The following is a 26,347-nucleotide window of genomic DNA, read 5'->3' on the forward strand; positions in this document are numbered from 1 at the left end:
GGTCCGATATCCGCTCATCCGCAGGCGACTTGACCTGCCCCACCCTCGCCACACCACAACCAACGAGACACCGACCACAAAGTCACCGGCATTGGCCCTAGGCCGGCCGGTGCGCCCGGCCGAACTCCTCGGCGTCCCACCGGCCACCCAGCTCCGGGGCCAGCGAGGCGAGCGCCAGGGCGGCGAAGTCCCCGGCGCCGGCGGCCCGTTCGGGCAGCGCGCCGAGCAGGGGCGCGCCCGCCGAGCGCGGCAGGTCGGCGAGGTTGCACCGGTCGGCGAGGCCGGGCGCGTCCGGCCAGGCGCCGATGACCACCCCGAGCAGGTCGAGGCCGCGGGCGGCCAGCGCCTCGGCCGAGAGGGCGACGATGTTGAGCGTGCCCAGACCGGCCGTGGCCACCAGCAGCACCGCCACCGGCAGGCCGCGGTCGCGGGTGGCCCGGGCCTGGTCGGCCAGGGTGCGGCCCTCGTCGTCGTAGCGGACCAGCAGGCCGCCCGCGCCCTCGACCAGGACGAGGTCGTGGCCCTCGGCGAGCTCCGCGACGGTGGCCGCCACCCGCTCGGGCGAGACGCGGGGCAGCCCGGCCCGGCGGGCCGCCGTGTCCGGGGCCAACGGCTCCGGGTAGCGGCCGAGTTCGCGGGTGGTCAGCCGGCCGGCCAGCCGGGCCACCTCCTCGGCGTCCCCGGGCTCGCCCGGGCCGACGCCGGTCTGCCCGGGCTTGAGCACCGCGACCCGCAGGCCCGCCTGGAGGGCGGCGGAGGCGACGGCGGCCGTGGCCACCGTCTTGCCGACCTCGGTGTTGGTGCCCGTGACGAACAGGATCCGGGCGCTCATCCGGCCACCGCCGCGGCCGTCACGGCGGCGCAGATCCGCGCCACGTCCTCGTCCCCCGTCACATAGGGCGGCATGGTGTAGATCAGGTCCCGGAAGGGGCGCAGCCAGACGCCCTCCCGCGCCGCCGCCTCGGTGGCCGCCGCCACGTCCACCGGGTGGTCCAGCTGTACGACGCCGATCGCCCCCCGCACCCGGACGTCCCGCACCCCGGGCGCGTCCGCCGCGCCCGCCAGGCCGTCCCGCAGGGCGACTTCGATCCGCTTCACCTCCAGCTGCCAGTCCTGCCCGAGCAGCAGGTCGATCGACGCGTTGGCGACGGCGGCGGCCAGCGGATTGCCCATGAACGTCGGGCCGTGCGCCAGCACCGGCATCTCGCCCCGGCTGATCCCGTCCGCGACCTCGCTCGTGCACAGGGCCGCGGCCATGGTCAGATAGCCGCCGGTCAGCGCCTTGCCCAGGCACATCACGTCCGGCGAGACGCCCGCGTGGTCGGCGGCGAACAGGGCGCCGCTGCGCCCGAACCCGGTGGCGATCTCGTCGAAGACGAGCAGCACGCCGTGGCGGTCGCAGAGTTCGCGGAGCATCCGCAGATAGGCCGGGGAGTGGAACCGCATCCCGCCGGCGCCCTGCACCACCGGTTCGACGATCACCGCGGCCAGCTCACCGGCGTGACGCTCCATCAGTTCGTCGAACCGGTCGGCGTATTCGGTGTCCAGCGGGGCGTCGAAGCCGGCCGGCGGCTGCGGCGCGAAGAGCTGGTCGGGCAGTACGCCGCCCCACAGGTGGTGCATGCCGCCCTGCGGGTCGCAGACCGACATCGGGTGGAAGGTGTCCCCGTGGTAGCCGCCGCGCCAGGTGAGCAGCCGCCGCTTCTCCGGGCGGCCGACGGACTGCCAGTACTGCAGGCACATCTTCATCGCGACCTCGACGGCCACCGACCCGGAGTCGGCCAGGAAGACGTGCCGCAGCGGCTCCGGCGTGATCTCCACCAGCCGGGCGGCCAGCCGGACGGCGGGCTCGTGGGTGAGCCCGCCGAACATCACATGGCTCATCCGGCCCAGCTGCTCGCGCACCGCCTCGTCCAGCACCGGGTGTCCGTAGCCGTGGATCGCCGCCCACCAGGACGACATCCCGTCGATCAGCTCGCGCCGGCCGCCCGCGACGGGCTCGGCGAGCCGCAGCCGGACGCCGGACGCGGACTCGACCACGTACGGGGTGGCGGTGCCTGGCATCGGCCCGTACGGGTGCCAGACGTGCGCCCGGTCGAGCGCGAGGAGGGTGTCCGCGGACAGCTGGGTCATGATGAGGGTTCCCCCGGATCGTCAGGCGTTGGGCGCGAGTTCGGTGCCGGCGCCGCGTCGGCGGACCCGGACGAGGCCGTTGCGCGGCTCGTCGTTCTGGTCCTCCTCGGCGGCGGGCTCGTCGCCGTGGCCGCCGCAGGGCCCGCAGCCGCCGCCGGTGCCGCAGGGGGAGACGGCGGCGCCGGGGGCGGCGCCGCAGGAGCCGGCCTGGGCCGTGACGTCCGCGCGGTGCCGGGGCAGGGTGGCCTCGCCGGCGCCCTCGACCTCGAAGCCCGCGTCCTTGATCATGTCGAGGTCGGCCTGCCCGGCCTGGCCCTCGCTGGTCAGGTAGTCGCCGAGGAAGATCGAGTTGGCGATGTGCAGGCCCAGCGGCTGCATCGAGCGCAGGTGCACCTCGCGCCCGCCGGCGATCCGGACCTCGACGTCCGGGCAGACGAAGCGGACCATCGCCAGGATGCGCAGGCAGCGCTGCGGGGTGAGGTTCCACTCCTTGGCCAGCGGGGTGCCCTCGAACGGGATCAGGAAGTTGACCGGCACCGAGTCCGAGCCCAGCTCGCGCAGCGCGAAGACCACGTCCACCAGGTCCGCGTCCGTCTCGCCCATGCCCGCGATCAGGCCGGAGCAGGCGGACAGGCCCGCGCCGTGCGCCTTCCGCACGGTGTCCACCCGGTCCGCGTAGGTGTGGGTGGTGGCGATGTCGCCGTAGGTGCCCTCGGAGGTGTTGAGGTTGTGGTTGTAGGCGTCGGCGCCGGCCGCCTTGAGTCGCTCGGCCTGGTTGTCGGAGAGCAGGCCCAGGCAGGCGCAGATCTCGACCGCCGGGTCGGCGCCCTTGATGGCGGCGATGGTGTCGGTGACCCGGTCGATGTCACGGTCCGTCGGGCCGCGGCCGCTGGCCACCAGGCAGACCCGCTTGGCGCCGCCGGAGACCCCGGCCCTGGCCGCGTCGGCGGCCTGGTCCGGCTTGAGCCAGGTGTACTTGAGGATCTCGGCCTTGGAGCCCAGACGCTGGGAACAGTACGAGCAGTCCTCCGGGCAGAGCCCGCTCTTCAGGTTCACCAGGTAGTTGAGCTTCACCCGGCGGCCGAACCACCGCCGGCGCACCCGGCCGGCGGCCGCGACCACGTCGAGCAGCTCGTCGTCGGTGGTGGCGAGGACGGCCAGGGCCTCTTCCCGGGTGGGGGTTTCGCCGCGCAGGCCCTTGGCGGTGAGGGTATCGAGCAGATCCATGGGCCTGATCCTGCCTGCTGGTCCGTGAGCGACGCCAGAGCAAACCCACCAGAAGATCCAGGGGAGGATGTGCGAGTTGTCACAGTGTCGCAGCTCACGGTAGTGGCGCTGGTCACGTCGGCGAGCCGCGGCCGGTGCGGCCCGTTACCCGTCGGTAGCGGATGATGATCGTCAACGACCGCCCCCGTGATCTGCGCCACCCGCGCACTGCTTAGAATCTGCGCCATGACCACGCAGGGGGAGCGCACCCCGTCATCGGGAGAGCAGGAAGAGCACGGATCCGGCACGCCGGCCGGAGCGTACCGGGGGAGAAGGATCAGTGCCCGCCGGGCCGTGGGCTGGATCGTCGTGGTCGGTGTGGTGGCGGCCGGCGGCTGGATCATCACCCGCCCGACGCCCGGCGACTTCATACCCGGCCTCGGCCCGTCCAGCAAGGACGCGAGCAAGACGCCGCGGGTGGTCGGCGCACCGCCGCCGCGCACCGTGACCGACCCCGAGGGCCTCAACGTCGACACCTACTTCCCCGCCCAGCGGCTGGTCGAGGTCGGCGCCTACAAGGGCAAGCGCTCCGGCGTCCGGCAGGGTGTCGACTGCGCCGAGGCGCTCCAGGACCGGACCCAGGACCCGCTGCGCGACAGCGGCTGCCAGGGCTATCTCACCGTCAGCTTCGTCGGCCAGGAGAAGGCGGTGCTCAGCAGCGTCACCGTGCTGCGCTTCCCCGACCAGGCCACCGCCACCAGGGCCACCGAGGCCCTGCGGGCCAAGCCGGGCGCGCTCGCCTTCATCCTGCAGGACGCCACCACCGCCCCCGCGCAGCCGGCCGGTACCGCCAAGCCCGGCTCGGAGCCCCGCGTCGAGGCCGTCGGGCACTACGTGACCGTCACCAGTTCGCGCCCCGGCGAGGGCCGCACCGCGACGGCCACCGCCTCCGGCGGCGCCACCCCGTCCGGTGCGGCGTCCACCGCCGCGGCCGGCTCGGAGCAGGCGCTGGAAGAGGCGACCCGGGCGATCTCCTACTCGGTGGGCCTGCCGTTCATCTGGATGTGACGGTGGCCGCGTCCTGGGGCCGTGATCCGGGCAGCGCCGATGAGCGGAGCCGATGAACAGGGCTGATGATCCGACAACAGCGGGGGCCCGCGCCTGTGCGCGAGCCCCCGCTTCCGTTCCGTCCTCCGGGCGTCAGCCGCCCAGCCGGTCCACGGCGGTGATCCGGACCACCGCCCGGCCCTCCTCGTCCGAGCCGTACAGGTCGACCTCGGCGCTGATGCCCCAGTCGTGGTCGTCCTCCGGGTCGTCGAAGATCTGCCGGACCCGCCAGGCGGAGTCCTCCTCCTCGATCAGCAGCATCTTCGGGCCACGCGCGTCCGGTCCGGTGCCGAGGTCGTCGTACTCCTCCCAGTACCCGTCCATGGCGTCCGCCCAGCGGTCCCCGTCCCAGCCGTTCTCGCCGTCCAGCTCGCCGAGCGCGTCGTAGTGCTCCAGCGCCGCCAGCTCCACCCGGCGGAACATCTCGTTGCGCACCAGCACCCGGAACGCCCGCGCGTTCGCCGTCACCGGCGCCGGCTTGTCGTCCAGGGTGACCTCCGCCGCCTGCGGCTCGGTCGGGTTGGCCAGTTGCTCCCACTCGTCCAGCAGGCTGGAGTCGACCTGGCGGACCAGCTCGCCGAGCCAGGCGATGACGTCCTTGAGGTCGTCCGTCTTGAGGTCGTCGGGGACGGTCTGCTCCAGCGCCTTGTACGCGCCGGCGAGGTAGCGCAGCACGATGCCCTCGGTACGGGCCAGCTCGTAGTGGCCGACGTAGTCGGTGAAGGTCATCGCCCGCTCGTACAGGTCGCGGACCACCGACTTCGGCTGGAGCTGGTGGTCGCCGATCCACGGGTGCGCCCGCCGGTACACCTCGTAGGCGTGGGTGAGCAGCTCCTCCAGCGGCTTCGGGTAGGTGATCTCCTGGAGGCGCTCCATCCGCTCCTCGTACTCGATGCCGTCGCGCTTCATCTCGCCGATGGCCTCGCCGCGCGCCTTGTTCTGCTGCGAGGCGAGGATCTGGCGCGGGTCGTCGAGGGTCGCCTCGACGACCGAGACGACGTCCATCGCGTACGAGGGCGAGGTCGGGTCGAGCAGTTCGAAGGCGGCCAGCGCGAAGGTGGAGAGCGGCTGGTTGAGCGCGAAGTTCTCCTGGAGGTCCAGGGTGAGGCGGACGATCCGGCCCTCGGCGTCCGGCTCCGGCAGCCGCTCGACCACGCCGCCCTCCAGCAGCGAGCGGTAGATGGCGATCGCGGTGCGGATGTGCCGGCGCTGGGCGGTGCGGTCCTCGTGGTTGTCGGTGAGCAGGTGGCGCATCGCCTCGAAGGCGTTGCCGGGCCGGCCGATCACCGACAGCAGCATCGCGTGGCTCACCTTGAAGCGGGAGACCAGCGGCTCGGGATCGGCGCCGATCAGCCGGTCGAAGGTCTCCTCGGTCCAGCCGACGAAGCCCTCGGGGGCCTTCTTCCGGACGACCTTGCGCTTCTTCTTGGGGTCGTCGCCCGCCTTGGCGATCGCCTTGTCGTTCTCGATCACGTGCTCCGGCGCCTGGGCGACCACCTGTCCGACGGTGTCGAACCCGGCCCGTCCGGCGCGGCCCGCGATCTGGTGGAACTCCCGGGCGCGCAGCATCCGGACCCGCACACCGTCGTACTTGGAGAGCGCGGTGAACAGCACCGTGCGGATCGGCACGTTGACGCCCACACCGAGGGTGTCCGTTCCGCAGATCACCTTCAACAGGCCCGCCTGCGCGAGCCGTTCGACCAGCCGGCGGTACTTGGGCAGCATCCCCGCGTGGTGCACGCCGATGCCGTGGCGAACGAACCGGGACAGGTTGCGGCCGAACTTGGTGGTGAAGCGGAAGTTGCCGATGAGGGAGGCGATGGCGTCCTTCTCCGCCTTCGAGCACATGTTGATGCTCATCAGCGACTGCGCCCGGTCGACGGCCTCCTTCTGGGTGAAGTGCACGACGTAGACCGGGGCCTGACCGGTCTTCAGCAACTCCTCCAGGGTGTCGTGCAGGGTGGTGCGGCGGTACTCGTAGAACAGTGGGACGGGCCGGGTGACGGAGCGGACCACGGTGGTCGGCCGGCCGGTGCGGCGGGTCAGGTCCTCCTCGAAGCGGCGCACGTCACCGAGCGTCGCGGACATCAGCAGGAACTGCGCCTGCGGGAGTTCGAGGATCGGGATCTGCCAGGCCCAGCCGCGGTCCGGCTCGGCGTAGAAGTGGAACTCGTCCATGACCACCTGGCCGACGTCGGCCCGCCGCCCGTCGCGCAGCGCGATCTGCGCCAGCACCTCGGCCGTGCAGCAGATGATCGGCGCGGTCGGGTTCACGCTCGCGTCGCCGGTCATCATGCCGACCTGCTCGGTGCCGAAGATCTTGCACAGGTCGAAGAACTTCTCCGACACCAGCGCCTTGATCGGCGCCGTGTAGAAGGTCCGCTTGCCCTCGGCCAGCGCCGCGAAGTGCGCCCCGGCCGCGACCAGGCTCTTGCCCGACCCGGTCGGCGTCGCGAGGATCACGTTGTTCCCCGACACCAGCTCGATCAGCGCCTCCTCCTGGGCCGGGTACAGCGCGATCCCCCGCTCCTGCGCCCAGACGGCGAACGTCTCGTACAGCGCGTCGGGTGTGGCGGGCTTCGGCATCAGATCAAGGAGGGTCACCCCGCTATCTTGCCTGGTCGCCGTAGTCCCCGGCAAAGCCCGGCGCCGCTCACCGGGCGGGAACGGCGGGCGGGGCCTCCACCGGACCGAGGCCCTCGCGGCGCTCACCGGCGATCGCCCTCCGTACGGTCCGCCGGCCGACGGCGGCCAGGACCCCCCACCCGCGGACGGAACGGCCGGTCCGGCGTGTACCCCGGCGCACGTTGCCCGGCCCGTGGCGCGCGTGCCAGAGTGCCGCCATGGCTCACCGCACCGTGTCCGAACCGCACCTCGCCGCCCCCGCCGCCGTCTTCGACTGGCTCGACGAGGCGGCCGGCCTGCGCGCCGCGGCGGGCCTCACCCGCACCCTGCGCAGCCGGCCGGCCGAGGACCGGGTGCTCGACCTCGCGGGCAACGACTACCTCGGGCTGACCCGCCACCCGGCCGTCACCCGGGCCGCCGCCGACGCCGCCCTGCGCTGGGGCGGCGGCGCCACCGGCTCCCGGCTGGTCACCGGCACCACCGCCCTGCACACCGAACTCGAAACCGAGCTGGCCGAGTTCTGCGGGGCGGAGGCCGCGCTGGTGTTCTCCTCCGGCTACACCGCCAACCTCGCCGCGCTCACCGCGCTCACCGACCCCGACACCCTGATCGTCTCGGACGCCTACAACCACGCCTCGCTGATCGACGGCTGCCGGCTCGCCCGCGGCGACGTCCACCGCGCCCCGCACAGCGACCCGGACGCCGTCCGCGCCGTCCTCGCCGGACGCGCCCGGCGGCGGGCCCTGGTGGTCACCGACTCCGTGTTCTCCGTGGACGGCAACGCCGCCCCGCTGCCCGAACTCTCCGCCGCCGCCCGCGCGCACGGCGCCGCGCTGCTGGTGGACGACGCACACGGGCTCGGCGTTCTCGGCCCCGGCGGCGCCGGGGCGCTGGCGGCCGCCGGCCTCGCGGGGGAGCCGGACACCGTCGCCACCGTCACCCTCTCCAAGTCGCTCGGCGCGCAGGGCGGCGCGGTGCTCGGCCCGCGCCGGGTGATCCGCCATCTCACCGAGACGGCCCGCACCTTCATCTTCGACACCGGCCTCGCCCCGGCCGCCGCCGGCGCCGCCCTCGGCGCGCTGCGCCTGCTGCGCGCCGAACCGCACCGGGCCGACCGCGCCCGCGAGGTCGCCCGCACGCTCGCCACCCGGCTCGCCGCCGCGGGCCTGCACGCCTCCACCCCGGACGCCGCCGTCGTGTCGGTCCGCGCCCCCGGCCCCGAGGCCGCCGTCACCTGGGCCGCCGACTGCCGCCGGGCCGGGCTCGCCGTCGGGTGCTTCCGCCCGCCCTCCGTCCCGGACGGCGTCTCCCGGCTGCGCCTCACCGCGCGCGGCGATCTGACGGACGCCCAGATCGCCGACGCGGTGCGGATCGTCGCGGCCACCGCACCCACCCGGTAGCCCGTCGGCCCGGTCAGACCCCGGCCAGCTCCAGCAGGAACGCCGTCCCCGCGTCGCGTCGGCCCGCCGCCGCCCGCGGAGCGGCGATGAGCACGGCGGTGGCGCGGCACCAGGCGAGCACCCGCTCCGGGTCGGAGCCGGGGACGAGGGCGGTCAGGCCGGTGATCCGTTCCTCCAGGGCGGGCCGGTCGGTGACACCGTCGATCACCCAGTCCACCAGGTCGAAGTCCGGATCCCCGAGGGACGGCCGCGGGTCGATCGCCACCGGGCCGGCCGGGCCGTCCAGGACGTTGCCCGGGTGCAGATCGCCGTGGACCAGCGCGAGCGGACCGCCCGCCGCCAGGTCCAGCGCCGACGCCCGCGCCCGGGCCGGCACCGCGCCCGGGGCCCGCCGCTCGGTGAGGTCGAACAGGAAGTCCACCCGCCCGGCCAACGGCGACAGCACCGACCCGCCCGCCGGTCCCGCCACGGGAACCGACCGCAGCGCGGCCAGCAGCGGCGCGACCTCCGCCGGCCGCCAGGCGCGCTCCCGCAGCGTCGAACCCGGCCTGACGTCCGCCAGCAGCAGCGCGCTCGACGCCGCGTCGTACTCCAGCAGCCGCACCACCGAGGGCAGCCCCGCCCACGCCCGCAGCGCGGCGGCCTCCTGCGCGGCCACCGAGGGGTCGGGGGTGAGCTTCAGCCAGACGGTGTCCCCGGCCGCCCGCGCGCAGCGGAAGACCCGGGCCGTCCCGCCCCCGCCGGCCGCCCGGACCGTCAGGCCCCAGCGCCGGGCCAGCCCGTCCACCAGCGCCGGCAGCGCCTCGCACCACGCCTCGGCGGACGGCCCGAACCGGACCGCCAGCCGGGCCCGCACCCCGTCCGGGACCACGGACAACCGCTCCGCGCTCACGGGCGCCCCGCCACCAGCAGCGTCTCCGCGCCGACCGGGCGGTAGCCGGCCGCCTGGAACGCCCGGACGCTCGCCGCGTTGCCGGGCGCCTGCTGCGCCCAGATCCACTCGCCCTCCGGCAGCAGGTGCCGGGCGCTCAGCGCCAGCGCCCGCCCGAGACCCCGGCCGCGCGCCCGCGGCCCGACCTCGATCGCGCCCTCCCACCGCCCGGCCACCCCGCGCCCCAGGACCAGCACCCCGCCGTCCACCGTGAACACCCGCACGTCCTCCCGGTAGCGCAGGGCGCGCACCACCCGGGGGTGCTCCCGGTCCGTGACCGGCTCCAGCGGCAGCGGCGGCACACCGGGCAGCCGGCCGGCCACCGTCAGCAGGTCGATGCTGCCCGCCACCCGGCCGGTGCGCTCGGTGAACGCCGTCAGAAAGGGCGGACAGAGCGGGGCGGCCAGCGGATCGCCCGGCACGGCGGCGAGCACGCCCCGCACCCAGGCCGGGTCCTCGTCGGTGAACACCACCGCATGGGCGGAGAACGACAGCACCCCGGCCTCGCGCGGCGACGGCTGCGGCACCACCGTCACCCCGCCGTCCGGCGGCGGGAACGCCCCGTTCGCCGCGTCGGCCAGGATCTCCCGCAGCCCGCGCCCGCCCATTCCCGCACCCCTCCGCCACCACCGGCCCCCGAAGGGCGTCAGCCTACGTGATCACCGCCGGGCCGGCGCCGGGCTCACCGCTTCCTGGCCCGGCTCGGCTGCACCCGGGGCGGCTCCCCGGCCGCCTTGGGGTGGTCCGGCGGATACGGCAGCTCGCCGAGGCCGTCGTCCCGCAGCTGCCGCTCGTACAGCTCCAGCAGCGCGTCCAGCCGGTACGCCTCGCCGTCCATCCCGGCCTGCGGATCGCCGGCCTCGGCGAACCGGGCGGGCACCGTCCGCAGGTCGAAGTCCTCCGGTACGGCGTCGTCCAGCTCCTCCCAGCGCAACGGCGTGGAGGCCGTCGCACGCGGCCGGGCGCGCAGCGAGTACGCGGACGCGATGGTCCGGTCCCGGGCCATCTGGTTGTAGTCCACGAAGATCCGCTCGCCGCGCTCCTCCTTCCACCACGCGGTGGTCACCCGCCCCGGCATCCGCTGCTCCAGCACCCGGCCGAGCGCGATCACCGCGTGCCGGCCGTCGGTGAACGTCCACCGCGGCTCCAGCGGCACGTACACGTGCAGGCCGCGGCCGCCGGACGTCTTCGGCCAGCCGCGCAGCCCGTACTCCTCCAGCAGCGCGCGCAGCTCGTGCGCGGCCCGGACGGCGTCGCGGAAGTCGGTGCCGGGCTGCGGGTCGAGGTCGATCCGCAGCTCGTCCGGGTGGTCGGTGTCGGAGCGCCGCACCGGCCAGGGGTGGAAGGTGAGACAGCCCAGGTTGGCCGCCCAGAGGACGGCGGCCGGCTCGGTCGGGCAGATCTCGTCGGCCGACCGCCCGCTCGGGAAGCTGATCCGGGCCGTCGGCAGCCACTCGGGCAGGCTCTTGGGCGCGCGCTTCTGGTAGAAGAACTCGCCCTCCACACCGTCCGGGAACCGCTGCAGCGTGGTCGGCCGGTCGCGCAGCCCGCGCAGCACGCCGTCGGCGACCGCCAGGTAGTACTCCGCGACGTCCAGCTTGGTGAACCCGCGCTCCGGGTAGTACACCTTGTCCGGGTTCGACAGCCGGACGCTGCGCCCGGCGACATCCAGTTCCACGGCTGAGCCCATGCCTCTCACGCTAGGCGGGGTCCGCCCGACGCGCGCCCGGTGGCCGTGCGCGCGAGGATCGGAGCCATGGACCTGCCCGTGATGCCGCCGGTGGCGCCGATGCTCGCCAAGTCCGTGGCCGAGATCCCGCCGGGGATGCAGTACGAGGCCAAATGGGACGGCTTCCGCACCGTCGTGTTCCGCGACGGCGACGAGGTGGAGCTCGGCAGCCGTACCGGAAAGCCGCTGACCAGGTACTTTCCCGAACTGGCGGAGGCGCTGCGGCGGGAGCTGCCGCCGCGCTGCGTGCTGGACGGCGAGGTGGTGATCGCCCGGGAGGGGCGGTTGCGGTTCGAGGAGCTGCTGGAGCGCATCCACCCGGCGGCGAGCCGGGTGCGGCTGCTGGCCGAGCGGACGCCGGCCTCCTTCGTCGCCTTCGACCTGCTCGCGCTCGGTGATGCCGCGCTGCTGGACGAGCCGTTGTCGCGGCGGCGTCCGGCGCTGGAGGCGGCGCTGGCCGGCGCCACCGACCCGGTGTTCACCGCGCCCGCCTCCCTGGACCGCGAGGTGGCGCGGACCTGGTTCGCGCAGTACGAGGGGGCCGGGCTGGACGGGGTGGTGGCCAAGCCGCTGGACCAGCCGTACCGGCCGGGGGAGCGGACCATGTTCAAGATCAAGCACGAGCGCACCGCCGACTGCGTGGTGGCCGGTTACCGAGAGCACAAGAGCGGCCCGGTGGTCGGCTCGCTGCTGCTCGGCATCAACGACGCGCAGGGGCGCCTGCAGCACGTCGGCGTCTGTGCGGCGTTCCCGATGGCGCGCCGCCGGGAGCTGGCCGAGGAGCTGGCACCGCTGCGGATGACCGATGCCTCCGCCCACCCCTGGGGAGCCTGGGCGGAGGAGGCGGCGCACGCCGGCGCCCGGCTGCCGGGTGCGCAGAGCCGCTGGACCGGCGGCAAGGACCTCTCCTGGGTGGCGCTGCGGCCCGAGCGGGTGGTCGAGGTGGCGTACGACCACATGGAGGGGGCACGTTTCCGGCATACCGCGCAGTTCCGCCGATGGCGCCCGGACCGGCGGCCGGAGAGCTGCACCTACGAGCAGCTGGAGGAGCCGGTTTCCTACGATCTCGCCCAGGTGCTGAGGAGTTGACGGCTTGTCAGTGAAGCCGCCCGTTCGGGTGGCCCGAACGGGCATCCCCGCAGGTTGGGCGCGTACATGACGGCCTGTGGCGGGTGCGTGGACAACCCTTGACGGGGCATGGGGTCTATGCGAATCTCTCGGCAGGTCTGGGCCATTGGTCTTTCACGGGGGGAAGACCGGATCCGTTTCGGCGCATCAGGGGGGTGATCCTGGGATGCCGGGCGGGCCGGGCCGCAGCGGCCTGTCGGCCGGTCCCGGGGGCGGGCCGGACACCACCCGGCGGCCGTGCCGTCAACAAGCCCGGGGTCGCCATCGTTGTCGCCGTCCGGGTGCGCGCCCCGCACCGTTCTCCGACTGTCGAAGCGAGCCGCAGATGCCTGAACTCCTCCCCGCGTCCGACCCTGTCGCTCCGGCACCGCCCGTATCGCCCGCTGTGCCGGCTTCGCCCGCCCAGCAGGGGATCTGGCTGACCGAGCGGCTGGGCCTCGCCCGCGAGGCGTTCCACATGCCCGTCCGGATCTCCTTCGACCGGATCGACGCCGAGGCGCTCTCCCGCGCGGTCGACGCCGTGACGCGACGTCACCGGACGCTTTCGGCCCGGCTGGTGGAGCGCGGCGGACAGGTCGTGCTCGAACCGGCCGACCGGGAAGCTCGGTTGGAGCTGGTGGACGCCTCCGCGGACGCCATCGGCGGCCTGGAGAAGCGCCTGGCCGAGGAGACCGCCCGCCCCTTCGACCTGGAGACCGGCCCGCTCGCGCGGTTCACCCTCTACCACGGGCCCGGCGGGGCCGCCGAGTTGCTGGTCGTCGCCCACCACGCGGTCTTCGACGGCAACTCCAAGGACATCCTGGTCGCCGACCTCGCGACCGCCTACGGCGAGGCCCTGTCCGGCGCCACCCCCACCCTCCCCGGCCCACCGGCACCAGCACCAGCACTGATACCGGCACCGGCCGCACCGGACCTCGTCCGGCGCGCCGCCGACCGGTACGGCCCGCGCTGGGCCGCCGCCACCGAACCCGTGCTCCCCGGAGCCCCGCGCGCGACCACCGCCGCCGGGCCGGGCGAGGCCGTCGGCCACCGGCTGGACGCCGCCGGGCGCGCGGCCCTGGACGCGGCCGCCCGGGAAACCGGCGTCACCGTCTTCGAGTTCGTCCTCGCCGCCCTGCACGCCCTGCTGCGCCGGTACGGCGGCGAGGCCGTGCCGGTCTCCGTCCCGCTCTCCACCCGCACCCCCGAACAGGCCGGTGAGCTGGGGCCGTTCGTCAACGAGCTGCCCGTGCACGCCCCGACCGGCCTGCCCGCCGAAGCACCCTTCGCCGACCACGCCCGGGCCGTCCGCGCCGAACTGCGCGGCGGCTACCCCTTCCGCACCGTGCCGTTCGGTACGGCCGTAGGCGGGCTCACCCCCCGGATCGGCCTGGCCCCCGTCTCCCTCGGCTACCGGAGAAGGACCGACCGGGAGCCCCGGTTCGCCGGCACCGACGCGCGGACCGACTGGGCCGTGTACAACCGCACCGCCCGCAACACCCTGCACCTCCAGGCCGTCGAAACCACCGACGGCATCGACTTCTCCCTCCAGTACGACCCGTCGGTGCTCGCCCCCGAGACCGCTCAGCGCATCGCCGGCCACTACACCACCCTGCTGGCCGCCGCCGTCGCCGACCCGGACACCGCGGTCGACGCGCTGCCGCTGCTGGACGCCGCCGAGCACCACCTGGTCACCGAGGCCTGGAACGACACCGCCCGGGCCTACCCGGCCGACCGCACCGCCCTCGACCTGGTACGCGCCCAGGCCGCCGCCACCCCGGAGGCCGTCGCCGTCACCGCCGGCGGGACCCACCTCACCTACCGCCGGCTGATCGCCCGCGCCGACGACCTGGCGCAGGCGCTGACCGCCGCCGGGATCCGGCCCGGCGACCTGGTCGGCCTGCACCTCGACCGCACCGCCGACCTGCCGGCCGCGCTGCTCGCCGTCCACGCCGCGGGCGCCGCCTACCTGCCGCTCGACCCCGGCTACCCCGCCGAGCGGCTGGCGTTCGTCCTCGCCGACTCCGGCGCCGCCCTGCTGCTCACCGACGGCGAGCCCGCACCCGAGGTGGCCGCCGCCGCCCCGGCCGTGCTGCGCCTCGCGGACGCCCGGGGCGGCGGCGAGGCCGTACGCACCGAGCCGGGGAACGTCGCCTATGTGCTGTACACCTCGGGGTCGACGGGGCGACCGAAGGGGGTGGCGGTGGGGCACCGGGCGTTGGTGAACCTGCTGACGTCGTTCGCGGACCGGCTGGGGTCGGGGGCGGGGGACGTGTGGCTGGGTCTGACGTCGTTGTCGTTCGACATCTCGGGTCTGGAGCTGTGGCTTCCGCTGGTGACGGGCGGCCGGCTGGTGGTGGCGGCCGGGGGGCTGGCGGTGGACGGTGCGGGGCTGCGGGCGCTGGTGGCCGGGGAGGGGGTGACGCATGTGCAGGCGACGCCGTCGGGCTGGCGGGTGCTGCTGGCGGGTGGGCCGGTGCCGGGGGGTGTGACGGCCCTGGTGGGCGGCGAGGCGCTGCCGTTGCCGCTGGCGCGGGAGCTGCGGGCGGCCGTGGGCCGGTTGTTCAATGTGTACGGGCCGACCGAGACGACGGTGTGGTCGACGTGCGCGGAGGTCGCGGCGGAGCCGGAATCGGTGGGGATCGGGCGGCCGATCGCCAACACCCGGGCGTATGTGCTGGACGGGCGGCGCCGCCCGGTGCCGGTGGGCGTGGCGGGTGAGCTGTATCTGGGCGGTGACGGCGTCGCGGAGGGCTATCTCGGGCGCCCGGAGCTGACCGCGGAGCGCTTCGTGACGGATCCGTTCGGCGGGCCGGGGGACCGGCTGTACCGGACGGGCGACCTGGCGGCCTGGACGGCCGGGGGTGAACTCGCCTTCCTGGGGCGGATCGACGACCAGGTGAAGATCCGCGGCCACCGGATCGAACTCGGCGAGATCGAGGCGGCGCTGCTGGAACACCCGGCCGTCGCCGAGGCCGCCACCGCCGTGCACGAGGAGAACCCCGGCGAGCCCTTCCTCGCCGGCTACCTCGTCCCCGCCCCCGGCACCGCCGCGCCGGCCCCCGCCGAACTGCGCGAGCACCTGCTCCGCACCCTGCCCGGCTACATGATCCCGCAGCGCTTCCTGACCCTCGAACGGCTGCCCCTCACCCCCAACGGCAAGCTCGACCGCCGCGCCCTGCCCGTCCCGCCCCGCGAGACACCGGCCGCCACCGACCCCGGGCAGGCCCCGGGCGACGCCCTCGACGAGGTGACCGCGACCGTCCTGCGGATCTGGTCCGAGGTGCTGGACCTGCCCGACCTCGGCCCGGACGAGGACCTGTTCGACCTCGGCGGCCACTCACTGACGATCATCCAGATCAGCGCCCGGATCCGCGCCGCGCTCGGCGTGGAGCTCGCCTTCGACGTCTTCTTCGACGTCCCGACCCCGGCCGGCATCGCCGCCGCCGTCCGCGAGCACCTCTGATCCCGGGGCGGCCCGGGTGGGCGACGGCCGGCCCCGCGGCCCGCCGTCGCCCACCCGGGCGCCCGCCCCTGCCCGACGCACGTTCCGCCCGCCTCACACGGTCCGCTTCCCCGCCGTGCGCCCGAATGGAATACCGATGACCGATACCCAGGACCTGCCTGCCGACTGGTCCGCGACCAAGCGCGCCCTGCTCGCCCAGCGCCTGCGCGGTTCCGCCGCGCCCGCCAGAGCGGTCGCCCCCCGGCCCGCCGGGACGGTTCCGCCGCTCTCCAGCGGCCAGGAACGGCTCTGGTTCATGGAGCAGTTCGCGCCCGGCAGCACGGCGTACGCGCTGGCGCCGGCCCGGCGGCTGCGCGGCCCCCTCGACCGGGCCGCGCTGGACGCGGCGCTGACCGGGCTGGTGGCCCGGCACGAGGGCCTGCGGATGGCCTTCCCGACCACCGAGGACGGCACCGCCGAGGTGCGCATCGCCGACCCCGCGCCCTTCCCCGCCCGCTTCCTGGACGCCTCCGCCGACCCGGCCCCCGAACGGCGCGCGGCCGACGAGATCGGCGCCCTGGTCACCGAACCCTTCGACCTCGCCGCCGGGCCGCTGCTGCGCGTCCTGCTGGTGCGGATCGCCGAGGAGGACCACGTCCTCGCCCTGGTGATGCACCACATCATCTGCGACGGCTGGTCGATCGACATCCTGAACCGCGAGATCGACGCCCTGTACGCCCAGCACGCGCACGGCACCCTGGCGGAACTCCCCGCCCTCGACGTCCAGTTCGGTGACTACGCCCGCTGGCAGCGGGACCGGCTGGAGAACGGCCCGCTCGCCGCCTCCCGGGACTACTGGCGGGCCGAACTCGACGGCGTCCCCGCGCTGGAACTGCCCACCGACCGGCCCCGCCCGCCGCTGCTCACCTTCGACGGCGCCGCGCTGGAGTTCCACTGGGGCGAGGAACTGGCCAACGGCGTCCGGGAGTTGTCGCGCGCGTACGGGGCCTCCCCGTACATGGTGCTGATGGCCGCGCTCCAGGTCCTGCTCGGCAGACACTCCGGCCAGCGGGACTTCGCGATCGGCTCGGCCGTGGCCGGCCGGCTCCACCGCGAACTGGAAGGCGTGGTCGGGGCCTTCGTCAACATGCTGCCGATCCGGGCCCGGCTGGACGAGGAGCTGGGCTTCGGACGGCTGGTCGGCCGGGTGCGCGAGACGACGCTGAACGCGTACGCGCACCAGGAGGTGCCGTTCGAGCAGATGGTGGCGGACCTGGAGGTCGAGCGGGACGTCAGCCGCTCGGCGGTCTTCCAGGTGACGTTCGCGTTCCAGAACTACGGCGACCGCGCGGCCGCAGGCGCCGCCCCGGCGCTCGACTCCGAGGGCTTCGGGTACGAGGCCACCACCACCCACGGCGACCTCGCCCTCTACATGCGGGAGAAGAAGGACGGCGGGCTCTACGGCCTCCTCACCTACCGGACCGACCTCTTCGACGACGTCACCGTCCAGCGGCTCGCCGAGCGCTTCGAGCTGCTGGTCACCGCCGCCGTCGCCGACCCCGACCTGCCGGTCTCCCGGCTCCCGCTGCTGACGGCGGGGGAGCGGCGGGACGTGCTGGAGCGGTGGGCCGTCGGCCCGGAGCTGCCGGAGGGCGGTCCGGCGACGCTGACGGCCCTGCTGGCCGGGACGGCGGCGCGGACACCGGCGGCGCCGGCCCTGGTCTTCGAGGACCGGGTGGTGACGTACGGGGAGCTGGAGGCCAGGGCCAACGGGCTGGCCCGGCGGCTGCGGTCGCTGGGGGTGGGCCGGGACGACCGGGTGGCGGTCTGCCTGGAGCAGTCGCCGGAGCTGGCGGTGGCGCTGGTCGCGGTGCTGAAGGCCGGTGGCGGCTATCTGCCCCTGGACCCGGAGCAGCCGCCGGCCCGGCTGGCGCACCTGGTGGCGGACGCGGGTGTGCGGGTGCTGGTCACGGACTCGGTGCTGCGTGAGCGCTTCGGCGACCACTCCGGTGCCCAGGTGCTGACCGACGTCGACGACCTCACCGGCGACGACGGGCCGCTGGCGGAGGTCTCGGGGCCGGACGACCTGGCGTACGTGATCTACACCTCGGGCTCGACCGGGACGCCCAAGGGCGTGGCGGTGCAGCACCGGCAGATCCTGAACTACCTGGCGGGTGTGCGGGAGCGGTTGCGGGTCGAGCCGGACGCCTCCTACGGACTGCTGCAGTCCCTGTCGTTCGACTTCAGCATCACGATGCTCTACCTGGCGCTGTCCACCGGAGGACGGGTGCATCTGCTGCCGCGCCGGATCGCCGGGGTCGAACTCGCCGACGCCGTCGAGACGCTGGGGATCGACTATCTCAAGATGACGCCCTCGCACCTGGCGGCGCTGACGGCGGACGTGCCGGTGGAGCGGCTGCTGCCGCGCCGGGCGCTGGTGCTGGGCGGGGAGGCGTCGTCCTGGGCGTGGGCCGCGGAACTGGCGCAGCCCGGCCGGTGCGCGGTGTTCAACCACTACGGTCCGACCGAGGCGACGGTCGGGATCACCGTGCACGAGGTGGTGGCCGGCGCGGCGGCCGGGCACGGGAGCACGCCGATCGGCACGCCGCTCGCCGGCGCCCGCTGCTACGTCCTCGACCAGGCGCTCCAGCCGGTGCCGCCGGGGGTGACCGGGGAGCTGTTCCTGGGCGGTGACCGGCTGGCGCGCGGGTATCTGGGCCGCCCGGAGCTGACCGGGGAGCGCTTCGTCGACGACCCGTTCGGCCCGCCCGGCGGGCGGATGTACCGCACCGGCGACCTGGCGCGCTGGCGCGCGGACGGCGCGCTGGACTACCTGGGCCGCAGCGACGACCAGATCAAGGTGCGCGGCTACCGGGTCGAGCCCGGGGAGATCGAGGCGGCGCTGACCGAACTGCCCGGCGTCACCCAGGCCGTCGTCCTGGCCCGCGGTGAGGGCGTCAAGCAGAACCTGGTCGCCTACCTGGAACGGCCCGGCGACCCCGAGCCGCTGGTGCCCGCCGAACTGCGGGCCCGCCTGCTGGACGTGCTGCCGGACTACATGGTCCCGGCCCGGTACGTGTCGCTGGAGGGCTTCCCGCTCCAGGCGCACGGCAAGGTGGACCGCAAGGCGCTGCCCGAACCCGAGGACGGCCCGGTGAGCGGCGCGTTCGTCGAGCCGGACGGCGAGGCCGAGACGCTGATCGCCGCCATGTGGGCCGACCTGCTGGACGTGGAACGGGTCGGCGCGCTGGACGACTTCTTCGAGCTGGGCGGCCACTCCCTGCTCGCCACCCAGGTGGTCGCGCGGCTGAGACGGGCGTTCCCGGAGCTGCCGACACCGGTCGGCGTGATGGACCTCTTCAAGTACCCGACGGTCCGTCAGCTCGCCGCACTGGTGAGCGATCCGCAGGCCGACCGCGGACCGCGCCGGCTCCTGCACCGCCTCACCCCGGAGCGCCGCCGCACGGCGGGCAGCGTCGTCTGCGCACCGTACGGCGGTGGCAGCGCGCTGATCTACAAGCCGCTGGCGGACGCGCTGCCCGAGGACTGGGCGCTGCACTCGATCGCCGTGCCCGGCCACGAACTGGGCGAGGAGGCGATGGACACCGACGAGGTCGCCGCCCTCTGCGCGCAGGAGATCATCGAGAACGTCGAGGGCAGGGTCGTCCTCTACGGCCACTGCGGCGTCGGCGTGCGGCTGGCGGTGGAGATCGCGCGCCAGGTGGAGGCGGCCGGGCGCGAGATCGAGGCCGTCCACCTGGGCGGGATCTTCCCCTTCGCCCGCCCCCAGGGGCGCGGCGCGGCCGTGGGCGAGTGGTTCGCGGAACTCGCCGACAAGTGGCGCAGCGACCAGGGCATGATCAACGCGCTGGCCGCCGCCGGTCTGGACACCGACGAGGTGGAGGCCGAGCAGCTGCGGCTGATCGTGCGCAACCGCCGGGTCGGGACCAAGGAGGCGGAACGGTACTTCACCCGCCTGTTCGAGAGCGAGGGCGGCACCATCAAGGCGCCCGTCATCGCCGTCTGCGGTGACCGCGACCCGGCGACCGACTTCTACCAGGAGCGGTTCCGCGAGTGGCACCGGATCACCGGCACCACCGCCGTGGTGGTGCTGGACGAGGCCGGGCACTTCTACCTCAAGTACCGCGCGGCCGAGCTGGCCGACATCATCACGACCGTCCACCGCTCCGTCGCCGCCGGCACCGAGGACGCCCACCGCCGCGCCGACGACTCCACCTGGTGGCTGGCCGGCGTCTCGCGGGACGCCGAGGCCCCGGCGCCCGAGGCCGAGGCCGGGACCGAGGCCGAACCGAAGGCCGCGCCGATCCGCCCGACCATGCGGCGCTTCCTCACCGTCGCCTCCGGGCAGCAGGTGTCGATGATCGGCTCGGCGCTCACCGAGTTCGCCCTGCCGATCTGGATCTACCTCAAGACCGGCTCCCTCGCCCAGTTCGGACTGCTGGCCGCCTTCGGCCTGGTCCCCGGCATCCTCGCCGCGCCGATCGCGGGCGCCATCGTGGACCGGGGCGACCGCCGCCGGATCATGCTCTACGGCGACATCGCGGCCGGCGCCACCCAGGCGGTGATGCTCGCGCTCTACCTCTCCGGAGGCCTGGAGGTCTGGCACTCCTACGTCCTGATCGGCGTGCTCTCCACCGCGCTGACCTTCCAACGCCTCGCCTGGGGTTCGGCGGTGCCGCAACTCGTCCCCAAGCGCTTCCTCGGCCGGGCCAACGGCGTGGTCCAGATGGCGTTCGGCTTCGCCCAGTTCCTCGTCCCGCTGTTCGCCGTCGGCCTGCTCTCCGCGATCGGCCTCGGCGGCATCCTCACCCTCGACGTGACCAGCTATGTCGTCGCCACCGGCATCACCCTCGCGGTCCGCTTCCCGGACGTGATGGCCTTCAGCCGGCGGGAGAGCGTGGGCGCCGAGATCCGGGCCGGCTTCCACCGGGCCCTCGGCAGCCGCCACTTCCGGGCGATGCTGTTCTTCTTCGCGGTGCTGAACATCTTCCTCTCGCCGCTGTTCCTGCTCACCACCCCGCTGGTGCTCTCCTTCGCCCCGCTCTCGGCGGCCGGCTGGGTCTCGACGGCGGCCGGCGCCGGCGCCGTGCTCGGCGGCATCACCCTGCTGGTCTGGGGCGGCCCGCGCCACCTGCGGCTGCGCGGCGTGCTCCTCTCCACCCTCGCGCTGGCCGCCGCCTGCCTGGTCACCGGCCTGCACCCGTCGATCCTGGTGGTCGCCCTCGGGGCGTTCGGCATGACGTACGGGCTGGCGCTGGTGAACGGCGTCTACGCGACGATCATCCAGACCAAGGTGCCGCTGCGCTTCCACGGCCGCGTGATCGCCGTCAACACCATGGTCGCCTGGTCCACCCTGCCGGTCGGGTTCGCGCTGGTGGCGCCGTTCGGGCCGAAGCTGCTCCAGCCGCTGATGGACGAGGACGGCGCGCTCGCCTCCACCGTCGGCCAGGTCATCGGTACCGGCGAGGGCCGCGGCATCGGCCTGCTCTACCTGGTGTTCGGCCTGGCCATGGCCGCCCTGGCGCTGATCTGCCTCTGCATCCCGGTGCTCGCCCGGTTCGACCAGGAGGTGCCGGACGCCGAGTCCGACGACCTGGTGGGCCTGGAGGCCGTCCAGGCCCGCGTCCGGCAGACCACCCGGCCCGCCGCTCAGTCCGCCGCCCGGTCCACTCTCCAGCCCACCGTCGAGCCCACCACCCAGCCTGCCGTCCAGCCCGTCGGCCGGTCCGCCGCCGAGCCCGTCGCCATGGCCGCCGCCACCGTCGCGGCCGTGCACCACCCCGAGAACGAGGTCGCCCGATGACCGGCCCTGACCGCAACGGCGCCGACCGCGCGCCGAGCCCCGTCGCCACCCACCCGCTGACGGACGAGCAGCGCCGGCTCTGGTTCCTCCAGCAACTCCACCCGGACGACGCCGGGTTCAACATGTACCTCAACCGGCGCTGGACCGGCCCGATCGACCCGGCCGCCCTGCGTACCGCGCTCCACCGGCTGACCACCCGGCACGAGATCCTGCGTACCCGCTTCGCGCTCGACGGCGAGGAGCCCGCCCAGCTCGTCCAGCCCCCGGCCGAGATCGACCTCGTCCGGGTCGAACTCCCGGACGGCGCCACCGAGCAGGACTTCACCGAGGCCTGCCGCCCGTTCGTCAACGCGCCGTTCGACCTCGCCGCCCGGCCGCCGCTGCGGGCGGCGCTGATCAGCGCCGGAGAGCGGCAGCACGCCCTCTGCGTGGTCCTGCACCACATCGTCTCCGACGGCTGGTCCTTCCGCACCATGTGGCGCGAGCTGCTCGCCCTCTACCGCGAGGCGATCGGCGAGGCGCCCGCCGGCCTGCCGCCACTCGACCTCCAGTACGGCGACTTCGCCCGCGCCGAACGGGCCCGGGCGGACGGCGGGGCCGCCGAGGAGGCGTTCCGCTACTGGACCGAGCGGCTGGCCGGCACCGGCACCCTGCGGATGCCGCTCGACCACCCCAGGCCCGCCGAACCGGCCCACCCGGCCGGGTTCCTCACCGTGGACCTCGACCCCGCGCTCACCGCCGGACTCGACCGGCTGGCCCGCGAACAGCGCTGCACCCCGTTCATGGTGCTGCTCGCCGCCTACCAGAGCGTGCTGGCCCGCTGGACCGGCAGCCACGACTTCGTCGTCGGCACCCCGCTGGCCGGCCGCAACGAGACCGCGTACGAGCCGCTGCTCGGCTACTTCAGCAGGACCGCGGTGATCCGCGCCGATCTCACCGGCGAGCCGGACTTCCGGACCGTCCTGCGCCGGGTCCGCTCCGCCACGCTCGCCGCGCTCGGCCACCAGGACGTGCCCGTCGAGCGGGTCGCGGCCCACCTCGGCCTGCCCGCCGAGGCCGGCGCCGGGCCGCTCTACCAGGCCGTCTTCGTCCACCAGAGCCAGTACGAACTGGCCGACGGCAGCGGCGAGCCGTCGCTGCCCGCCGGCGTCCGCACGGCGAGCATGGACTCGGGCTTCGAGCAGGCCAAGACCGATCTGCTGCTGGACAGCTGGCGCACCGCCGACGGCGGGATGGCGCTCTCCTTCTGCTTCGACCGGGAGGTCTTCGAACGCGACACCGTCGAGGCGCTCGGCCGGCGCTGCCGCACCCTGTTGTCGCGGGTCGTCGGCGATCCCGAACTCCCGCTGCACGGCGACTGGCTGATCGGTCCGGAGGAGCGTGCCACCCTGCTCGCCCTCGGCACCGGGCCCACCGTGCCGGCGGCGCCCGAGGCACCCGACGCGGCCCGGCCGGTGCTGACGCGGTTCGCCGAGCAGGTCGCGGCCCGGCCCTCGGCGCCCGCCCTGGAGTGCGAGGGAGAGCACCTTACGTACGCCGAACTCGACCACCGCTCCACCGTGCTGGCCGGCCTGCTCGGACCGGTGGCCGGCCGGGCGGTGGCGGTCCGGATGGCGCCCTCCTTCGACTTGGTCACCGCGCTGCTGGCGATCTGGAAGGCCGGCGCCGGCTACCTCCCGCTCGACCCCGCCCACCCCGAGGAGCGGCAGCGCCTGATGCTCCACGAGGCGGACGCCGCCCTCCTCCTCACCACCGGCGGACCGCGGCCGGACCTGGGCGTGCCGACCCTCGCGCCGCCCGCCGACTGGACCGCCCACGGGACCGCCGGGTCGCCCGCGCCGTTCGCCCCGTCCGACCCGGCCGGCCTCGCCTACGTCCTCTACACCTCGGGCTCCACCGGCACCCCCAAGGGCGTCGCCGTCGAACACGCCGCGCTCGCCGCCCGCGTCGACTGGATGGCGGGCCCGGACGGCTACGCGCTCCAACCCGCCGACCGGATCGTCCAGTTCGCTTCCATCGGCTTCGACACCCACGCCGAGGAACTCTGGCCCGCCCTCTCCGCCGGCGCCTGCGTCGTGCTGCTCCCCGGCGGCGGCCGGACCCTGCCCGACCTGCTGCGCGGCCCCCAGGGCGCCTCCGTCACCGTGCTCGACCTGCCCACCGCCTACTGGCAGGAGCTGGTCTCGCTCGACGACCAGGCACCCTGGCCGGCCGCCCTGCGCCTGCTGGTGCTCGGCGGCTCCGAGGCCCGCGCCGACACCGTCGCCCGCTGGCGCGACCGGCACGGCGACACCGTCCGGCTGGTCAACACCTACGGCCCCACCGAGGCCACCGTCATCGTCACCGCCGCCGAACTCGGCGCACCCGACGAGACCCGCCGGCCCCCGCTCGGCCGCCCGCTGCCCGGCGTCCGCCTCTACGTGCTCGACGAGCGCGGCGCCCTGCTCCCGGCCGGCTCCGAGGGCGAGCTGTACATCGCCGGCACCGGCCTCGCCCGCGGCTACCTGAACCGGCCCGAGCTGACCGCGGCCTCGTTCCCGCCGGACCGCTACGCCCCCGACCCGGCGCCCGGCGCCCGCATGTACCGCACCGGCGACCGGGCCCGCTGGCGGGCCGACGGGCAGCTGGAGTACCTCGGCCGCGCCGACGACCAGCTGAAGATCCGCGGCTACCGGATCGAACCCGCCGAGATCGAGGCCGCCCTGACCGCCCACCCGGCGGTCGCCCGCGCCGCCGTCGTGGTCCGCGACGGGCGCCGGCTGCTCGGCTACGCCGTCCCCCGCCCGGGTGCCGCGCTCCGGCCCGCCGAACTGCGCGAGCACCTCGCCCTGCGGCTGCCCGCCTACATGGTCCCCGACACCGTCGTCCCGCTCGACCGGCTGCCGCTGACCGCCAACGGCAAACTCGACACCGCCGCACTGCCCGAGCCCGACCCGGCCGCCGGGACGGGCCGCGAGTACCTGGCACCGCGCACCGACGCCGAGCAACTGGTCACCGAGCTGTGGCAGGAGGTGCTCGGGGTGCCCAGGGTCGGCGTGCTGGACGACTTCTTCGAACTCGGCGGCGACTCGCTGCTGGTCACCCGGGTCGCCGCCCGCATCCGGGCCGGGGTCGGCCTGGACGTGCCGATCCGCGACGTCTTCGAGAGCCCCGTCGCGGCGGCCCTCGCCGCCCGGATCGAGGCCCTGCTGATCGCCGAGATCGACGCCCTCACCGAGGCCGAGGCGGCCGGCCGGCTCGCCGGGTAGCCGGCCCGGCGCCCGCGGCCCGGCGTACTGCGGCCCGGCCCCTCGGTACCGGGGGGCCGGGCCGCAGTTTCACGACCGGACTCAAGCCACCTCGGGCGACGGCGAGTTGGAGGCGGTGGCCGGCGGGAAGGAGTAGACGTTCCCCGGTGAGACGATCTTCGTGATCGCCTGCCCGAACAGGGTCGACGGCTCCTCGCCCTGGTACGAGATGTCGGTGTTCAGCAGGACCACCAGCGTGGCCTGCGCCTGCGGCAGATACACCGTCAGGCTCTGGTACCCCGGCAGCGAGCCGTTGTGCCCGATCCACCCGTGGTTGGAGAACACGCCCAGGCCGTACCCGATGTCCGCCGACGAGGTCGGCAGCGACTTCAGCCGCTCGGCCTGCGTCGCCGGGCTCAGCAGCGAACCGGTGGCCAACTCCTTCGCCCAGGCCTGCAGATCGGACAGGTCGGAGATGACCGCCCCCGCCGCCCACGCCCAGGACGGGTTCCAGTCCGTGGCGTCCGTGACCGACCCGTCCGGCGTCTGGTTGGTGTAGCCGCGCGCGTGCGGCTGCGGGAACGACGCGTCCGTCGGGAACACCGTCCGGTTCAGCCCGGCCGGGTCGAACACCTGCTGCTTCAGGTAGTCGCCGAGCGACTGCCCGCTGAGCTTCTCCACCACCAGGCCGAGCAGCACCGTATTGGTGTTGGAGTACTCGAACCGCGCGCCCGGCGCGAAGTTCGCCGGGTGCTTGAAGCTGTACGCCAGCAACTGCTGTGGCGTGAAGACCCGGTTCGGATCGCCGATCACGGCCTGCGTGAAGTCCGGGTCCGAGGTGTACGGGAAGAGGCCGCTGCGCATCCCGGCCAGCTGCCGCAGGGTGATGGCGTCCCCGTTCGGCACGTCCGGGACGTACGCGGAGACCGGGTCGTCCAGCCCCGCCTTGCCCGCGTCCACCAGCCGCAGCAGGCCGGTCACCGTGAACGTCTTGGTCACACTGCCGATCCGCATGTTCAGCCCGGTGACCATCGGGGTGCCCGCGACCTTGTCGGAGACCCCGAAGGCCCGCTGATAGCTGCCGCCGGGGGTGGTGAGACCGACGATCACACCGGGCACGGACGCCTGGCTGAGCACCTGCTTGACCGCGTCGTCCAGTTTCGCGGTGACGTCGGGGGTGAGCGCCACCACGCCGCCGCCCGACGCGGAGGCAGAACCGGACGGGCCGGCGCTGCCGGACGGGCTCGCCGAACCGGACGGGCTGGCTGAACCGGACGGGCTCGCCGAACCCGTGGCACTGGGGGAGCCGGTGGCACCGGGAGAGCCCGTGCCACTGGGGGAACCGCTGCCGGGGGAACCGGGGGAGCCGGCGGGGTACGACACCGACGGGCTCACCGCCGTCGGACTCGGCGCCGTCGGGCTGACCGCCGCCGGAACGGCCGTCACCACCGGCCCGCCCGGGGCGGCCGCCTGCGGGTCACCGGAGCAGCCGGCACCCGCCAGCAGCCCGGTCAGGGCCAGCGCGGCGGCGGTCACCCGCCCGCCGGGGCGGGGAGCGGCGGAGTGCGGCCGTCGTTTCTTCGTCGTCATGTTCGAGGCGCCTCTCTGGCCGG

At 74.7% G+C, this 26,347-nt stretch carries 14 protein-coding genes; 6 read left to right on the forward strand and 8 right to left on the reverse strand.

Annotation, left to right across the window (positions count from 1 at the left end):
- Positions 1-97 precede the first annotated feature (97 nt).
- From bioD to bioB, 3 genes are read right to left on the reverse strand one after another with little or no spacing between them, the layout of a single operon-like run.
- Positions 98-832: a dethiobiotin synthase gene (gene bioD / locus AB0P06_RS26505; RefSeq protein WP_363611490.1), complete on the reverse strand. Its 735-nt coding sequence runs from the start codon at positions 830-832 to the stop codon at positions 98-100.
- Entirely contained in the window at positions 829-2,133 is a 1,305-nt protein-coding gene (locus AB0P06_RS26510) for an adenosylmethionine--8-amino-7-oxononanoate transaminase (protein ID WP_363611492.1), read from the reverse strand. The genes bioD and AB0P06_RS26510 overlap by 4 nt, the downstream gene beginning before the upstream one ends.
- Positions 2,134-2,154: 21 nt before the next feature.
- Positions 2,155-3,360 (reverse strand): biotin synthase BioB, encoded by a 1,206-nt coding sequence (gene bioB, locus AB0P06_RS26515; protein WP_363611494.1) that lies wholly within the window; start codon positions 3,358-3,360, stop codon positions 2,155-2,157.
- A 225-nt stretch (positions 3,361-3,585) separates the two neighbouring features.
- Here bioB and AB0P06_RS26520 point away from each other — a divergent pair, with 225 nt between their 5' ends.
- Positions 3,586-4,407 (forward strand): hypothetical protein, encoded by an 822-nt coding sequence (locus AB0P06_RS26520; protein WP_363611496.1) that lies wholly within the window; start codon positions 3,586-3,588, stop codon positions 4,405-4,407.
- Between the two features lie 132 nt (positions 4,408-4,539).
- On the opposite strand, the gene AB0P06_RS26525 is transcribed toward AB0P06_RS26520, so the two are convergent.
- Entirely contained in the window at positions 4,540-7,050 is a 2,511-nt protein-coding gene (locus AB0P06_RS26525; protein WP_363611498.1) for a DUF3516 domain-containing protein, read from the reverse strand.
- Positions 7,051-7,289: 239 nt separating this feature from the next.
- Here AB0P06_RS26525 and AB0P06_RS26530 point away from each other — a divergent pair, with 239 nt between their 5' ends.
- Positions 7,290-8,471, forward strand: a complete 1,182-nt coding sequence (locus tag AB0P06_RS26530; protein ID WP_363611500.1) for an 8-amino-7-oxononanoate synthase — start codon at positions 7,290-7,292, stop codon at positions 8,469-8,471.
- Positions 8,472-8,484: 13 nt separating this feature from the next.
- Here the strand turns inward: AB0P06_RS26530 and AB0P06_RS26535 are convergent, their stop codons facing one another.
- From AB0P06_RS26535 to ligD, 3 genes are all read right to left on the reverse strand, one after another.
- Positions 8,485-9,363, reverse strand: coding sequence for an aminoglycoside phosphotransferase family protein (locus AB0P06_RS26535; RefSeq protein WP_363611502.1), 879 nt, complete (start codon positions 9,361-9,363; stop codon positions 8,485-8,487).
- The gene (locus AB0P06_RS26540) at positions 9,360-10,010 is read right to left on the reverse strand and encodes a GNAT family N-acetyltransferase (protein WP_363611504.1); all 651 of its coding nucleotides are present in this window, start codon (positions 10,008-10,010) and stop codon (positions 9,360-9,362) included. The genes AB0P06_RS26535 and AB0P06_RS26540 overlap by 4 nt, the downstream gene beginning before the upstream one ends.
- 74 nt (positions 10,011-10,084) lie before the next feature.
- On the reverse strand, positions 10,085-11,092 hold the full coding sequence (gene ligD, locus AB0P06_RS26545; protein ID WP_363611506.1) for a non-homologous end-joining DNA ligase: 1,008 nt from the start codon (positions 11,090-11,092) through the stop codon (positions 10,085-10,087).
- Positions 11,093-11,158: 66 nt separating this feature from the next.
- On the opposite strand from ligD, the gene AB0P06_RS26550 reads away from it, so the two are divergent.
- The 4 genes from AB0P06_RS26550 (at position 11,159) to AB0P06_RS26565 (ending at position 24,755) form a co-directional block, all read left to right on the forward strand.
- Positions 11,159-12,220 carry an ATP-dependent DNA ligase gene (locus tag AB0P06_RS26550; RefSeq protein ID WP_363611508.1) on the forward strand — a complete coding sequence of 354 codons (1,062 nt, stop codon included), beginning with the start codon at positions 11,159-11,161 and terminating at the stop codon, positions 12,218-12,220.
- A 424-nt stretch (positions 12,221-12,644) separates the two neighbouring features.
- Positions 12,645-15,704, forward strand: a complete 3,060-nt coding sequence (locus AB0P06_RS26555; protein ID WP_363611510.1) for an amino acid adenylation domain-containing protein — start codon at positions 12,645-12,647, stop codon at positions 15,702-15,704.
- A gap of 136 nt (positions 15,705-15,840) precedes the next feature.
- Positions 15,841-21,507, forward strand: coding sequence for an amino acid adenylation domain-containing protein (locus tag AB0P06_RS26560; protein WP_363611512.1), 5,667 nt, complete (start codon positions 15,841-15,843; stop codon positions 21,505-21,507).
- Entirely contained in the window at positions 21,504-24,755 is a 3,252-nt protein-coding gene (locus AB0P06_RS26565; protein ID WP_363611514.1) for an amino acid adenylation domain-containing protein, read from the forward strand. The genes AB0P06_RS26560 and AB0P06_RS26565 overlap by 4 nt, the downstream gene beginning before the upstream one ends.
- Positions 24,756-24,836: 81 nt before the next feature.
- Here the strand turns inward: AB0P06_RS26565 and AB0P06_RS26570 are convergent, their stop codons facing one another.
- Positions 24,837-26,324: a serine hydrolase domain-containing protein gene (locus tag AB0P06_RS26570; protein ID WP_363611516.1), complete on the reverse strand. Its 1,488-nt coding sequence runs from the start codon at positions 26,322-26,324 to the stop codon at positions 24,837-24,839.
- Positions 26,325-26,347: the final 23 nt, after the last annotated feature.

The sequence above is a fragment of the Kitasatospora sp. NPDC088351 genome (assembly GCF_040685575.1).
In the GTDB taxonomy this organism is placed as follows: Bacteria; Actinomycetota; Actinomycetes; order Streptomycetales; family Streptomycetaceae; genus Kitasatospora.